This is a genomic window from Stenotrophomonas sp. TWI273 (assembly GCF_039674765.1).
Classification (GTDB): domain Bacteria; phylum Pseudomonadota; class Gammaproteobacteria; order Xanthomonadales; family Xanthomonadaceae; genus Stenotrophomonas.
Genome location: NZ_JBDJOA010000001.1, coordinates 435,070 through 448,846, shown reverse-complemented (window position 1 = coordinate 448,846; position 13,777 = coordinate 435,070). Strand labels below are relative to the sequence as shown.

At 66.4% G+C, this 13,777-nt stretch carries 11 protein-coding genes; 6 read left to right on the top strand and 5 right to left on the bottom strand.

The genetic code is table 11. The features are described from left to right. Positions 1-58: 58 nt before the first annotated feature. From ABE571_RS01835 to ABE571_RS01815, 5 genes are all read left to right on the top strand, one after another. Entirely contained in the window at positions 59-1,102 is a 1,044-nt protein-coding gene (locus ABE571_RS01835; RefSeq protein ID WP_346481334.1) for a LacI family DNA-binding transcriptional regulator, read from the top strand. A gap of 44 nt (positions 1,103-1,146) precedes the next feature. Next, entirely contained in the window at positions 1,147-2,457 is a 1,311-nt protein-coding gene (gene fucP, locus ABE571_RS01830) for an L-fucose:H+ symporter permease (protein ID WP_346481209.1), read from the top strand. A gap of 7 nt (positions 2,458-2,464) precedes the next feature. Further along, positions 2,465-3,460: a carbohydrate kinase gene (locus tag ABE571_RS01825; protein WP_346493069.1), complete on the top strand. Its 996-nt coding sequence runs from the start codon at positions 2,465-2,467 to the stop codon at positions 3,458-3,460. Further along, positions 3,457-4,650 carry an AGE family epimerase/isomerase gene (locus tag ABE571_RS01820; protein WP_346493068.1) on the top strand — a complete coding sequence of 398 codons (1,194 nt, stop codon included), beginning with the start codon at positions 3,457-3,459 and terminating at the stop codon, positions 4,648-4,650. The genes ABE571_RS01825 and ABE571_RS01820 overlap by 4 nt, the downstream gene beginning before the upstream one ends. Before the next feature lie 200 nt (positions 4,651-4,850). After that, the gene (locus tag ABE571_RS01815) at positions 4,851-7,520 is read left to right on the top strand and encodes a glycoside hydrolase family 2 protein (protein WP_346493067.1); all 2,670 of its coding nucleotides are present in this window, start codon (positions 4,851-4,853) and stop codon (positions 7,518-7,520) included. 303 nt (positions 7,521-7,823) lie between these two features. On the opposite strand, the gene mtnC is transcribed toward ABE571_RS01815, so the two are convergent. The 5 genes from mtnC to ABE571_RS01790 all read right to left on the bottom strand — a co-directional run bounded on the left by mtnC (position 7,824) and on the right by ABE571_RS01790 (position 12,934). Beyond that, complete coding sequence (mtnC, locus tag ABE571_RS01810; protein WP_346493066.1) at positions 7,824-8,522, bottom strand: acireductone synthase; 699 nt, start codon at positions 8,520-8,522, stop codon at positions 7,824-7,826. A gap of 3 nt (positions 8,523-8,525) precedes the next feature. Then, positions 8,526-9,089, bottom strand: coding sequence for an acireductone dioxygenase (locus tag ABE571_RS01805; RefSeq protein WP_313211777.1), 564 nt, complete (start codon positions 9,087-9,089; stop codon positions 8,526-8,528). Positions 9,090-9,206: 117 nt separating this feature from the next. Continuing rightward, positions 9,207-9,848, bottom strand: a complete 642-nt coding sequence (locus ABE571_RS01800) for a methylthioribulose 1-phosphate dehydratase (protein WP_123729133.1) — start codon at positions 9,846-9,848, stop codon at positions 9,207-9,209. 113 nt (positions 9,849-9,961) lie between these two features. After that, positions 9,962-11,386, bottom strand: a complete 1,425-nt coding sequence (locus ABE571_RS01795; RefSeq protein WP_313211775.1) for an amino acid permease — start codon at positions 11,384-11,386, stop codon at positions 9,962-9,964. Positions 11,387-11,455: 69 nt separating this feature from the next. After that, positions 11,456-12,934 (bottom strand): amino acid permease, encoded by a 1,479-nt coding sequence (locus tag ABE571_RS01790; protein WP_313218194.1) that lies wholly within the window; start codon positions 12,932-12,934, stop codon positions 11,456-11,458. Between the two features lie 185 nt (positions 12,935-13,119). Between ABE571_RS01790 and ABE571_RS01785 the strand changes: the two genes are divergently transcribed. Beyond that, positions 13,120-13,704: an NUDIX hydrolase gene (locus ABE571_RS01785; protein ID WP_346493065.1), complete on the top strand. Its 585-nt coding sequence runs from the start codon at positions 13,120-13,122 to the stop codon at positions 13,702-13,704. Positions 13,705-13,777: the final 73 nt, after the last annotated feature.

The following is a 13,777-nucleotide window of genomic DNA, read 5'->3' as shown; positions in this document are numbered from 1 at the left end:
ACCGCTGGTCAATGCGATCGTTTAGGCTTGCACCTTGCTTGAGGAACCCGACGACCCGATGAAAGACAAGGCCACCCCCGCCGGCAAAGGCACGCGCGCGGTCACCGTGACCGACATCGCCGAAGCGATCGGCGTGTCGCGCGCGACCGTTTCGCTGGTGCTGCGTGGCAGCCCGCTGGTGAACGTCGACACCCGTGCCAAGGTGGAGGCCGAACTGCGACGCCAACGCTACGTGTACAACCGCGGCGCGGCCAATCTGCGTCGCCGCACGTCCTCAAGCGTGGCCCTGGTCATCAACGACCTGTCCAACCCGTTCTTCGCCGAGTTCGCCTCCGGGGTGGACGAAGCGCTGGGCGGCAAGGGCTTCGTGACCCTGCTAGGCAGCACCGGTGAATCGCCGGAGCGGCAGCAGGCGGTGCTGACCACGTTGATGGAGCACATGCCTGCCGGGCTGATCCTGTCGCCCGCCGAAGGCAGCGATGCCGGGCAGCTGCGCCAGGTGCTCGGGCACGCCAACGTGCTGCTGTTCAACCGCGAGCTGCCCGGTGCCGACTGGGACTTCCTGACCCTGGACAACCAGCAGGGCGCTTACCTGGCCACGCGTCATCTGATCGAGCAGGGCCACCGCCGCATCGCGTTCTATGGCGGCCATGCGGTCTCCAGTTCCTGCCATCAGCGCCGTACCGGCTATGCGCAGGCCCTGGTGGAAGCTGGCATGCCGGTGCAACCGGAGTGGCTGATTGAAACCTCGCCCAGCCGCCTGGATGCGGCCGCGCGCACCGGGGAGCTGTTCGCCCTGGATGCCGTCCCGACCGCAGCGGTCTGCTACAACGACAGCGTCGCGCTGGGTCTGATGCTGGGCCTGGCCTCGCGTGGCGTGCAGCCGGGCCGCGACTTCGCGGTGACCGGTTTCGATGATATTTCCGAGGCTTCGGTGGCATCGCCGCCGCTGACCACGCTGACCGTCAACCCGCGCGAGCGCGGGCGACAGGCGGCCGAACTGCTGTTGCTGCGTCTGGATCATCCCGACGCGGCGCCGGCCCGTACCGTTGCACCGGTCCAGCTCCGCGTTCGCGAGAGCAGTGGCTCGATGACCGTCTGATGGCTCCCACAATCACCTGCTCGCGCACTGAGGCGCGTACCTGAATGCCCATCTCTCCTACGCCCCGCCTCCCATCCTCATCCGCCGCCGCGCCCGTGGTGAACACACGCGTTGCGCTGGCCGTGGCGACCACGATCTTCTTCATGTGGGGCTTCCTCACCTGCCTCAATGACATCCTGATCCCGCATCTGAAGGCCGTCTTCGATCTGACCTACGCCCGCGCGATGCTGGTGCAGTTCACCTTCTTCGGCGCGTACTTCCTGATGTCGGTGCCGGCCAGTCGCCTGGTCGCACGGCTGGGCTACAAGAACGGCATCGTGGCCGGTCTTGCCATCGCCGCAGTGGGCGCGCTCGGCTTCTGGCCCGCGGCCGAGCTGCGCGTGTATGAAGCCTTCCTGGGTGCGCTGTTCGTGCTGGCCACGGGTATCACTGTCCTGCAGGTGGCGGCCAATCCCTACGTGGCGCTGCTCGGTCCGGAACAGACGGCGTCGAGCCGACTGACCCTGGCCCAGGCGCTGAACTCGCTGGGGACCGCGATCGCGCCGATCTTCGGTGGCCTGCTCATCCTGGGCAACACCGTCAAGAGTGCGGACGAGATCAATGTGCTGCCGATAGCCGAACAGCTGGCCTATCGCACCCAGGAAGCCCAGTCGGTGCAGGGCCCGTATGTCGGCCTGGCGATCGCGCTGGTCCTGCTTGCCGTGTTCGTCTATCTGTTCCGCCTGCCGGCACTGAATGAGACGACCGAGCAGAACAGCGGCGACAAGCACACCCTGATGGAGGCGCTGCGTCACCGCCACGTCCGGTTCGGCGTGCTCGGCATCTTCTTCTACGTGGGTGCGGAAGTGGCGGTCGGCAGCGTGCTGGTGAACTACCTGTCGCTGCCGAACATCGGCGGCTTCAGCGAACAGCAGGCCACGCATTACGTCTCTGCGTACTGGACGATGGCGATGATCGGCCGCTTTGCCGGTTCGGCCATCATGACCCGCTTCTCGCCGCGCCTGCTGCTGACCCTGTTCGCCAGCATGAACGTGGCGCTGCTGGCGCTGACCATGCTCACCCAGGGGCAGGTGGCGCTGTACTCGGTGGTGGCGATTGGCCTGTTCAACTCGATCATGTTCCCGACGATCTTCGCGCTGAGCATCGAACGCCTGGGCACGCTGACCACCAAGGCCTCGAGCCTGCTGATCATGGCGATCGTCGGCGGGGCGCTGATCCCGGTCCTGCAGGGCAAGCTGGCCGACCATATCGGCCTGCAGCCGTCCTTCATCCTGCCGCTGCTGTGCTACGGCTACATCATCTTCTACGGCCTGTGGGGCTCGCGCCCGGCCGCTGGAATCCGCCAGGGAGCTTGAGGCCACGATGTCCAAGATTGTTTGTTTCGGCGAGATTTTGATCGATCTACTTGCCCAACCGCCGGCCACCCCGGACACCCCGCGTGCCTTCCTGCAGTATGCCGGCGGTGCGCCCGCCAACGTCGCCGTTGCGGCGGCGCGGCTTGGTGCGGACACCCATTTTGCCGGGATGCTCGGCCAGGACATGTTCGGCGATTTCCTCGCCGAGAGCCTGGCCAGTGCCGGCGTGGCGACCGACTGCATCGTGCGTACCGACGCGGCCAAAACCGCGCTGGCGTTCGTGGCACTGGATGCCAGCGGCGAACGCAGCTTCAGCTTCTACCGCCCGCCGGCGGCCGATCTGCTGTTCCGCAGTGCGCACTTCCACCCGAACTGCTTTGAAGGCACGCGCAGCTTCCATGTGTGCTCCAACAGCCTGACCGAGGCCGAGATCGCACAGGCCACGTTGGAGGGCATGCGCCGCGCCCATCAGGCCGGTGCGATGGTCAGCATTGATCTCAACCTGCGCCCGGCGCTGTGGCCGACCGGTGTCGACCCGTTGCCGCGGTTGTGGGAAGCGCTGTCGCTGGCCGACCTGGTCAAGCTCTCGCGCGAAGAACTGGAGTACCTGACGGCCGCGGTGCCGGGCGGCGACGCGGCCGTGATCGAGCGGCTGCTGGGTGCGCAGGCGCAGGCGGTGGTGATCACCGACGGCGCCGCGCCGATCCGCTGGCATACCCGCCACACCCACGGCGTACTGACCGGTTTCCGCGTGACCACGGTCGATTCCACCGCGGCGGGCGATGCCTTTGTCGGCGGCCTGCTGTTCGGCATCGGCGAGCGCGGCGGTGACGGCACCGGATTTGCCGCGTTCTGCCAGGACCCCACGGCGCTGGTGGATGCGATCCGTTTCGGTGCGGCCGTCGGTGCATTGGCCGTGACCCGCAAGGGTGCCTTCGCCGCGATGCCCAGCCTTCATGAAGTCCAGCAACTGCTGCAGCAACAACAGGATGACGCCGCATGACCACGCCGGTTCCGCCGACCCCCGACTTCCGCTCGCCCGCGTTCCTGCGCGCCCACATCGCCCAGACGATGGCGTTCTACCAGCCGCATGAAATCGACCCCAACGGCGGTTTCTTCCACTACTACCGTGACGATGGCAGCGTGTACGACGCCAGCCACCGCCATCTGGTCAGCAGCACCCGGTTCGTGTTCAACCACGCCATGGCCTACCGCGAGTTTGGCAAGCCGGAAGATCTGGCCGCAGCCGAACACGGCATCCGCTACCTGCGCGAGGTGCACCGCAATCCGGCGACCGGCGGTTATGCCTGGACGCTGCGCGATGGTGTGGTCGAAGACGCGACCAACCACTGCTACGGCGTGGCGTTCGTGCTGCTGGCCTACAGCTGCGCGCTGAAGGCCGGCATCAACGACGCCCGTGCGTGGATGGACGAGACCTGGCAGCTGCTGGAGACGCGCTTCTGGGAGCCGGCGTTCGGCCTGTACAAGGACGAAGCCGACGCCGATTGGAACTTCAGCGATTACCGCGGCCAGAACGCCAACATGCACATGTGCGAGGCGATGCTGGCCGCGTTCGAGGCCAGTGGCGAGCAGCGCTACCTGGATCGTGCGCTGCTGCTGGCCGACCACATGACCCGCCGCCAGGCGGCGCAGGGCGATGGCCTGGTGTGGGAGCACTACGACACCCAGTGGCAGATCGATTGGAACTACAACCGCGACAACCCCAAACATCTGTTCCGTCCGTGGGGTTTCCAGCCCGGGCATCAGACCGAGTGGGCCAAGCTGCTGCTGATCCTGGATCGCCACGTACAGGCCGACTGGCTGGTGCCGACCGCGCGGCATCTGTTCGATGTGGCGGTGGAACGCAGCTGGGATGCCGAGCGTGGCGGACTGTATTACGGCTTCGCGCCGGATGGCAGCGTCTGCGATGACGACAAGTACTTCTGGGTGCAGGCCGAATCGCTGGCCACCGCCGCGCTGCTGGCCAAGCGCACCGGCGATGCCGTGTACTGGGGCTGGTACGACAAGCTGTGGGGCTACGCCTGGCAGCACATGATCGACCATCGCTACGGTGCCTGGTATCGCATCCTGGATGCGGACAACCGCACGTACAGCGACGAGAAGAGCCCGGCCGGCAAGACCGATTACCACACCATGGGCGCGTGCTACGAAGTGCTCAACGTGGTGCGTTGAATCCGGTAGCGCCGACCGTTGGTCGGCTACCCCAAAACCCCGGTAGAGCCGACCGTTGGTCGGCTACCCCAAAACCCCGGTAGAGCCGACCGGTGGTCGGCTGCCCCAAAACCCCGGTAGAGCCGACCGTTGGTCGGCTGCCCCAAAACCCCGGTAGCGCCGACCGTTGGTCGGCGGCTCCCGCAGCCAGGCAGGTCCCCATGCGCGCGCACAGCCGTCTCCATGTCGTTGCACCGGCCAGCTGGCTGTTGCTGGTCCTGCTGGCAGCATGGGCACTGCCCGTGGCCGCCGCCCCGCTGGCGGCGGAGTGGTCATTCCGCCTGCTGCCCGGTGACGCGCGCGGTGCCGCGCACCCTGACCTGCAGCAGTGGCGCCCGGCGCAGGTGCCCGGGGCCGTGCATACCGATCTGCTGGCGCAGGGGCAGATTCCCGATCCTTACGTGGGTGCGCCGGAAGCCGGGCTGCAGTGGATCGGCTTGGCGGACTGGGAGTACCGCGCACGATTCGATGTGGATGCGGCAACCTTGGCACGCGCGCACGCCGAGCTGGCGTTCGAAGGCCTGGATACGTTCGCCACCGTCACGCTCAACGGCCAGCCGCTGCTGCAGGCCAACAACAGTCATCGCACCTGGCGTGCACGGGTGGACGGCAAGCTGCGGCCTCGCGGCAATGACCTCCGGATCGTGCTGCGTTCGCCGATCCGCAGCCTGCTGCCGGACGTGCAGGCGATGCCGCACAAGATCGCCGGCAACTACCCCTCGCCGTATGGCGATGAGCCCAAAGACGCGATGGTCGGCAATTTCGTGCGCAAGCCGGGCTACCACTTCGGCTGGGACTGGGGCCCGCGTTACGTGACCGCGGGCATCTGGCGGCCAGTGACACTGGAGAGCTGGGACGCGCAGCGGCTGACCGCGCTGGCCGTGCAGACCCGTACGCTGGATGCAACCCGGGCGGATCTGGAGATCACGGTCGAGATCGAGAGTGCCGCGGTCGGCAGCGCTGCGGTGCAGATCGAGGTGCTGGATCCGGAGGGCAGGCGCGTGGCGCGCATCGACCGCAAGCCGATGTTCAAGGCCGGGGACAACCGCATCGCGGTGCCGGTGGCGCTGCAGAAGCCGCGGCGCTGGTGGCCGGCCGGGCAGGGCGAGCAGGCCCGCTATACCGTGCGTGCCACCCTGGCGCCTGAGACAGCGGAGGCGACGCACATCGAGCAGCGCACCGGCCTGCGTACCGTCGAGCTGCGCCGCGAAGTGGATCGCAACGGCGGACAGGGCTTCGCGTTCGTGATCAACGGTGTGCCGATCTTCGCCAAGGGCGCCAACGTGATCCCGTTCGACATGTTTCCCGCGCGCGTGGACGCGGCGCGGATCCGGCGCGAGCTGACCGCTGCGCGCGATGCCAACATGAACATGCTGCGCAACTGGGGCGGCGGCTATTACGAAGATGACGTGTTCTTCGACATCGCCGACGAACTCGGCCTGCTGATCTGGCAGGACTTCATGTTCGGGGGCGGCATGCAGCCCGGCTACGATCCGGGGTTCCGCGCGAATGTGGTGCATGAGGCACGCGACAATGTGCGCCGCCTGCGCCATCACCCCAGCGTGGTGCTGTGGTGTGGCAACAACGAAGAAGAGACCGCGTGGAAGGACTGGGGCCATGGCCGTGACCTGACCGCCGCCGATCCCGCGTTCGCCGCGAAGGTCTGGCAGGGCTATGTGGACCTGTTCGGCAACGATCTGCGCCAGGTGGTGGCCGACGAAGGGCTGGGCGTGCCGTACTGGTCCAGCTCGCCGAGCAATGATCTGGACGAGAAGGCCAACGATTCCACCCGCGGCGACAAGCACTACTGGCAGGTGTGGGGCAATCCGGCGCTGCCGGTGACGGCGTACCTGCGCGAGACCCCGCGCTTCATGTCCGAGTACGGCCTGCAGGCCTGGCCGGTGCTGCGCACGCTGGACGGCATCATTCCGGCCGCCGAGCAGCAGGTGGACAGCGCCACGGTGCGCGCCCACCAGAAGTTCATGGCGGGCGAGGGCAACCAGCGCCTGCTCAAGTACATCGAGGAGGAGTACGGCACGCCGCGTGACTTCCACACGTTCGTCTACCTGAGCCAGGTCATGCAGGCCGACGGCATCCAGCTCGCCGCCCTGCATCACCGGGCCTCGCGCCCGTACACGATGGGCTCGCTGTACTGGCAGCTCAACGATGTGTGGCCGGGTGCGTCGTGGTCCAGCATCGACTACGCCGGCCGTTGGAAGGCGCTACATTTCCACGCCAAACGTTTCTTCGCCGATCACGCGGTGGCGGCGTTGCGCGACGATGGGGTCACCCGAGTGAGCCTGCTCAATGATCGTCAGCAGGGCCTGAAGGCCACATGGCGGCTGCGCGTGATGGATCTCGATGGCGCGCTGCGCAGTGAGCAGCGGCACACCGTGGCCTTGCCGCCGCTGTCCGCACTGGAGGTGGGCCGGTTCGCCGATGCGGACCTGTTGAAGGGGGCCGATCCTGCGCGGACCGTGGCGGTGCTCGAGCTGTTCGATGGCGCGACGCTGTTGTCGCAGCAGGTGGTGTATTTCGTCCCGGCCAAGGCGCTGGCGCTGTCACCTGCGACGATTGATGCTGAGCTGCGCGCCGACGGCAACGGCAACGGCAACGGCAACGGCGACGGCTACGTGTTGACGCTGCGCGCGCCGAAGCTGGTGCGTGCGCTGTGGATCGACTTCGACGGCGTGGATGCCACCCTGGACGACAACGCGCTGGACCTGGTGCCGGGCGAGACCGTCACCATCCGCCTGCGCAGTGAGGCGGACCTGGACACGCTGCGTGATGCGCTGCGCTTCACCTCGCTTGCGGATACGAAGGTAAGGTAACGCGACCGGCGACCGGCATGGCGTCAGCCGATGGGGGTACAGGCGACCGATAGAGCCGACGGTAGAGCCGACGGTAGAGCCGACTGTTAGTCGGCTGCTTTTCTTCGATCGGCATGGCGTTAGCCGACGGTAGAGCCGACTGTTAGTCGGCTGCTCTTCTTCGATCGGCATGGCGTTAGCCGACGGTAGAGCCGACTGTTAGTCGGCTGCTCTTCTTCGATCGGCATGGCGTTAGCCGACTAACAGTCGGCTCTACCGTCGGCTCTACCCTTCGGCTCTACCGGTCGGGTTTACCCATCGGCTCTACAGCGTGATCTGCTGGAAATTCTCGACGCGGTCGTGCCCGTGTGTGGCCTCGCCGCTGCGCGGCAGCGGGTAATCGTCCAGGCGGTCGATCAGGTGCGTCTGCAGACCGGCGTCGCGCGCGGCATCCAGCTCTTCCACCACATCGGACAGGAACAGAATCTGCGCGGCCGGTACGCCGATCGCCTCGACAATACGGCGGTAGCTGTCGGCCTCACGCTTGCCGCCCACTTCGGTATCGAACCAGCCCGAGACCAGCCCGGTCAGGTCACCGGCTTCGCTGAAGCCGAAGAACAGCTTCTGCGACGGCACCGAGCCGGAGGAATACACGTACAGCGGCTTGCCCTCGGCATGCCAGCCCTTCAGTACGGCGGCCACTTCCGGATAGAAATGCGCCTTGTAATCGCCGTTGCGGTAGCCGGCTTCCCAGATCATGCCCTGCAGCGCCTTGAGCGCGGTGTGCTTGCGATCCTGGTCGATCCAGCCCTGCAGCGTCTCCACGATCAGGCTGTCCTGGCAGGCGCCACCGATCTCCACCGCTACCGCGTCCAGCCAGCGGCGCACCTGCGGCTCCTGGCCATGCGCGGCGACAAACGCCGGCAGTGCCTTGCGCGCATACGGGAACAGCACGTTCTTGACGAACGAAATGCTGCTGGTGGTGCCCTCGATATCGGTGAGGATGACGGTCGGTTGCGGCATGGATCAGTCGGCCTGGTGCTGTGCGGGGTGGTAACGCGGGAAGGTCTGGGCGATGTCGCTGCCGGTGAAATGGCCGACCCAGCCATCCGGCTCGGTGAAGAAGCGGATCGCCACGAAACTCGGCTCCTCGCCCATGTCGAACCAATGCGTGATGCCATCGGGCACGGCGATCAGGTCGTTCTTGACGCACTCGATCTCGTAGACCTTGCCGTCCACGTGCAGGGTGAACAGCCCGGAGCCGGCGACGAAGAAGCGGACTTCATCTTCCTTGTGGAAGTGCTCGTCCAGGAACTTCCTGCGCAGCTCGGCGCGGTTCGGGTTGTCCGGCGCGATCGAGGCGACATCCACGCTCTTGAAACCGTGCGTGGCGACGAGACGGTCGATATCGACCTTGTAGGCGGCGAAGACCTCGTCCTGGCTGGCGCCCGGCGCGACGTCATGGGCCGCCTGCCAGCGCTCGAACGTGACGCCGATCCGCTTGAGTTCGGCAGCGATCGCCTCGCCATCCCGGCTGTCGAACAGCGGGACATCCGGGGCGGTGTCATCAAAGATACGGAGTCGGCTCATGGCGGCGGCATCGAGGCGAAGAGGGGAAGGAAAGGGTACCAGTGCGGCGCCGGGGTGGGGGCGACGCACTGATGCCGATGCGCGGAATACAGATTCTCTTCAGGAATCTGAGCGCGATCAGCCACGCAGCTTGCGCAGCTCCAGCTCACAGTGCAGCAGGAATTCGAACGCTTCCATGTGGCGGCGCGCCTCGGCCATGGTGCGGCCCCACGCGTACAGGCCGTGGCCGTCGATCAGATAGCCCCACAGCGGCTGGGTGTCGAGCAGGGCATCGACCTGGGCCGAGAGCACATCCATGTCCTGGGTATTGGCGAACACCGGCACATCGACCGCCATCTCGTGCGTGCTGTTGCCGTGGAAGGCCTTCAGCAGCTCGTAGCCCTCCAGACGGATATGACCCTGCGGCGCATACAGGCGCGAGGCGATGGTCTGCACCGGCGAATGGGTGTGCAGCACGCAGCCGATCTCGGGGAAACGGCGGTACAGCTGGGTGTGCAGCAGCGTCTCGGCGGACGGGCGCAGCGGGCGGCCGACGGCCTGGCCGTCGAAATCCACCACCATGATGTCGTCTTCCACCAGCCGGCCCTTGTCCTTGCCGGACACGGTGATCGCCGCATGGCGGTCATCCAGGCGGTGGGAGAAGTTGCTGCTGGTGGCCGGGGTCCAGCCGGCGTGGGCCAGCTCACGGACGTTGTCGATCAGCAGCTGGGCCAGTTCGCTCAGGCGCGCGGTGTCGTACGGGAAGGTGGGGGTGTTCATGGGGGCTATTTTACGGCGCTTCCATCGATTTCGCGCGGTCCGTGGTCGTGCCGGCCGCTGGCCGGCTCCGCATGAGCGTCCAGGGGGTACGTGGCGCCGGCCAGCGGCCGGCACTACTTGCGCAGGCGGCTATGGCGATACCCATAACTGAAGTAGATCGCGAAACCGCCCAGCGTCCAGAAGCCCATGAGCATCCAGTTGTGCGCCGTCATCGCCGTCAGCAGCGCGATGCAGCTGAGCACGCCCAGGCTGCAGATCAGCCACGCCATCGGCATCCGGAACGGACGCGGCAGGTCCGGCTGGGTGCGGCGCAGGATCAGTACGCCCGCGCAGACCGCCGCGAACGCGATCAGCGTGCCCATCGAGGTCAGTTCACCGAGGACATCGAGCGGGAACACCGCCGCCAGCAGCGCGATGCCGATGCCGGTGATCACGGTGTTGATGTGGGGGGTGCGGTACTTGGGATGGATCTTGGTGAACAGCGGCGGCAGCAGGCCATCGCGGCCCATGATCATGAAGATGCGCGGCTGCGCGATCACCATCACCAGCACCACCGAGGACAGCCCGATCAGCGCGCCGATTTCCACGACCACGCGCAGCCAGCCCAGCTGCGGATGCGCCGCCACGGCGGTCACCACCGGCTCATCGGTCCCCAGCAGCTGGTACGGCACCAGTCCGGTCATCACCGCGGCCATGGCGATGTACAGCACGGTGCAGATCACCAGCGAGAGCATCATGCCGATCGGCATGTCGCGCTGCGGCTTGTGCGATTCCTGCGCGGCCACCGAGACCGCCTCGAAACCGATGTAGGCGAAGAACACCATCGCCGCACCGCGCAGCACGCCATCGAAGCCGTACTTGCCCGGGCCTTCGTTCTCCGGAATGAACGGGGTCCAGTTGGCCGGATCCACGTACTTCCAACCCACCACGATCACCAGCAGGATCAGCGCGGTCTTGAGCACCACCATCGCCATGTTCATGGCCGAGGATTTGCTGATACCCACGTAGCACAGCCAGGTCAGCAGCAGTACCAGCACGGCGGCCGGGATGTTGGCGATGGCGCCGGTCGGGCGCAGCTGGCCATCCAGTGGCGCGCTGACCAGCGCGGCCGGGAGATGGATGTCGAAATGGCTGAGCAGACTCAGGAAATAGCCGGTCCAGCTGACCGCCACGGCCGAGGCGGAGACGCCATATTCGAGCACCAGCATCCAGCCGATGAACCAGGCCGAGAGCTCGCCGAAGGTGGCATAGGTATAGGTGTAGGCACTGCCGGAGACCGGCACCATCGCCGCGAATTCGGCGTAGGCCATCGCGCAGAACGCGCAGCAGATCGCGGCCAGCACGAACGACAGCATGATCGCCGGGCCGGCGTGGTTGGCCGCGGCCTGGCCGGTGATCACGAAGATGCCGCCGCCGATCACCGCACCGATGCCCAGCGCGGTCAGGCCCCAGGGGCCGAGTGTACGGCGCAGGCTCAGGCCGTTGGCGTCTTCATGGGCGGCGTGCGGATGCTTGGTGGCCCACAGTTGCTTGAACATGGTTTGATTTTTCTTCTCAGGCGCGACGTATCAAACGACCGGGCCGGCACTGGGCCGGCCCGGCAGCACTCAGGCGTTCTTCTTGTTCAGCTTGCTGTGGCGGATGCCGTAGCCGAAGTAGATGCACAGACCCAGCAGGGTCCAGGCCACGAACAGGTGCCAATGCACCACGAACGCCTGGTAGAACAGGAACAGACAGGCGATCGCGCCCAGCGGGCAGATCACCCACACCAGCGGCACGCGGAACGGTCGCTCCAGTTCCGGGCGCGTGTAGCGCAGGACAAGCACGCCGATGCAGACGGTGGCGAAGGCCAGCAGGGTGCCCATCGAAACCAGCTCGCCGAGCACGTTCAGCGGCACGGTACCGGCCAGGGTGGCGGCGATGGCGCCGACGACGATCGTGCTCCAGTACGGGGTACGGAAGCGCTTGTGCACCTTGCCGAAGATCTTGGGCAGCAGGCCGTCGCGGGAGATCGTGTAGGCGATGCGGGTCTGGCCCATCATCATCACCAGCACCACCGAGGAGAGGCCGGCGATCGCCCCGATTTCCACGGCGGTCTTCAACCAGGACAGGGTCGGGTAGGGCTCCAGCGCGGTGGCGACAGGCTTGTCCGTGCCCAGCAGGTGGTACGGCATCATGCCGGTCAGCACGGCGCAGACGATGATGTAGACGATGGTGCACACGGCCAGCGAGCCGAGCAGGCCGATCGGCATGTTGCGCTGCGGGTCCTTGGTTTCGCCGGCGGCGGTGGAAACTGCATCGAAGCCGATGTAGGCGAAGAACACGATGGTTGCCGCACGGAACACGCCGCTCCAGCCGAACTCGCCAGGCACGCCGGTGTTCTCCGGGATGAAGGGAGTCCAGTTGGCCGGATCCAGGTGCGCTGCGCCGAAGCCGATGAACAGGCAGATCACGGTGACCTTGATCGCCACGATGATCGCGTTGACGAAGGCCGACTGTGTCACGCCGACGTACAGCAGGCCCGAGACAGCTGCCACGATCAGCACCGCCGGCAGGTTGAACAGCTTGCCGGAGGAGATGAACTCATGGCCGGTCCAGGCGATGGGTGCGGCGCTGAGCGCGTCCGGGAAGGGCATGTTCAGCGTGGTGGTGATGAAGCTGATCAGGTATGCCGACCAACCCACCGCGACCGAGGCCGAGGCGAACAGGTATTCCAGCACCAGGCACCAGCCGATGAACCAGGCCATGCCTTCGCCGAGGGTGGCGTACGAATAGGAATAGGCGCTGCCGGAGACCGGCATCATCGCCGCGAATTCGGCGTAGCACAGGCCGGCCAGCGCGCAGGCGAAGCCGGCGAACACGAACGACAGCATCACCGCCGGGCCGGCATGGTTCGCTGCGGCCTGGCCGGTGAGCACGAAGATACCCGCACCGATCACCGCGCCGATACCCAGCAGGATCAGGTGTTTCGCTGTGAGGGTCCGCCTCAGTGTGGGCTCGCCGTCCAGGCTGCCTTCGATGGGCTCGCCGGCATCGACGTGCGGTGCCGGTGCGACCGGTTTGACCCTCAACAGAGACTTCAGCATGCAGTGCTTCCCTAAATGAACAAAGGTGAGGCGCGCGGTACATTGCCGCACGCCCTGATGGCGACTGGGCGCCCCAGCGGTGCGGGGCCCGCTGTACCTTAGCCAAAGCTGAAGCCGCTGTACAAGCACAATTGCAGCATGGCCGAGCGATAATCGGCCAAATCCGCACGATGCCTGCACCTGCCATGCCGCTGAACCCCGAATCCGTTGCCATTCCTGACGCCGCCCTGCGCAGTCAGCTGGATGCTTACGCTCGCCGGCACCCCGAGCACGCGGCATTGGCTGACGAATTCAGCACATTGCTGGCCGATCCTGAAAACCCGTTCCTGCGCGAGCGCCTGGCCGGGCACTTCACCGGCAGCGCGTGGCTGGTGAGCGCCGACGGGCAGCGCGTGCTACTGACCCACCACCGCAAACTGGATCGCTGGCTGCAGTTGGGCGGCCACGCCGATGGCGAGCGCGATCTGGCCCAGGTGGCGCTGAAGGAGGCCGAGGAGGAATCCGGGCTGACCGCGCTGGTGCTGGAGGATGGCGAGTTGTTCGACATCGACAAGCACTGGATTCCCGAACGCAAGGACGTCCCGGGACATTGGCACTACGACGCCCGCTACGTCGTGCGGGCGCTGGGCAGTGAGCAGTTCGCGATCAGCGAGGAATCGCTGGCGTTGGCCTGGCGCGAGATCCGTGACGTGGCCAACGCGGCGATCGAGACCCCCGATGGGGATGACTCCCTCCCGCGCATGGCCAAGCGCTGGCTGGCGCGGCGATAGCGCATTCGCGCTTCCGCCCCCGCGCCGTTGGCGCGCCCCCTTGACTCAAGGGGGGCTCCACACCAGATGTATG

What these genes read in the sequence shown, in the direction of transcription:
- ABE571_RS01835 (WP_346481334.1), top strand. Translation starts at nt 59, where the DNA reads ATGAAAGACAAGGCCACCCCCGCCGGCAAAGGCACGCGCGCGGTCACC.
- fucP (WP_346481209.1), top strand. Translation starts at nt 1,147, where the DNA reads ATGCCCATCTCTCCTACGCCCCGCCTCCCATCCTCATCCGCCGCCGCG.
- ABE571_RS01825 (WP_346493069.1), top strand. Translation starts at nt 2,465, where the DNA reads ATGTCCAAGATTGTTTGTTTCGGCGAGATTTTGATCGATCTACTTGCC.
- ABE571_RS01820 (WP_346493068.1), top strand. Translation starts at nt 3,457, where the DNA reads ATGACCACGCCGGTTCCGCCGACCCCCGACTTCCGCTCGCCCGCGTTC.
- ABE571_RS01815 (WP_346493067.1), top strand. Translation starts at nt 4,851, where the DNA reads ATGCGCGCGCACAGCCGTCTCCATGTCGTTGCACCGGCCAGCTGGCTG.
- mtnC (WP_346493066.1), bottom strand. Translation starts at nt 8,522, where the DNA reads ATGCCGCAACCGACCGTCATCCTCACCGATATCGAGGGCACCACCAGC.
- ABE571_RS01805 (WP_313211777.1), bottom strand. Translation starts at nt 9,089, where the DNA reads ATGAGCCGACTCCGTATCTTTGATGACACCGCCCCGGATGTCCCGCTG.
- ABE571_RS01800 (WP_123729133.1), bottom strand. Translation starts at nt 9,848, where the DNA reads ATGAACACCCCCACCTTCCCGTACGACACCGCGCGCCTGAGCGAACTG.
- ABE571_RS01795 (WP_313211775.1), bottom strand. Translation starts at nt 11,386, where the DNA reads ATGTTCAAGCAACTGTGGGCCACCAAGCATCCGCACGCCGCCCATGAA.
- ABE571_RS01790 (WP_313218194.1), bottom strand. Translation starts at nt 12,934, where the DNA reads ATGCTGAAGTCTCTGTTGAGGGTCAAACCGGTCGCACCGGCACCGCAC.
- ABE571_RS01785 (WP_346493065.1), top strand. Translation starts at nt 13,120, where the DNA reads ATGCCGCTGAACCCCGAATCCGTTGCCATTCCTGACGCCGCCCTGCGC.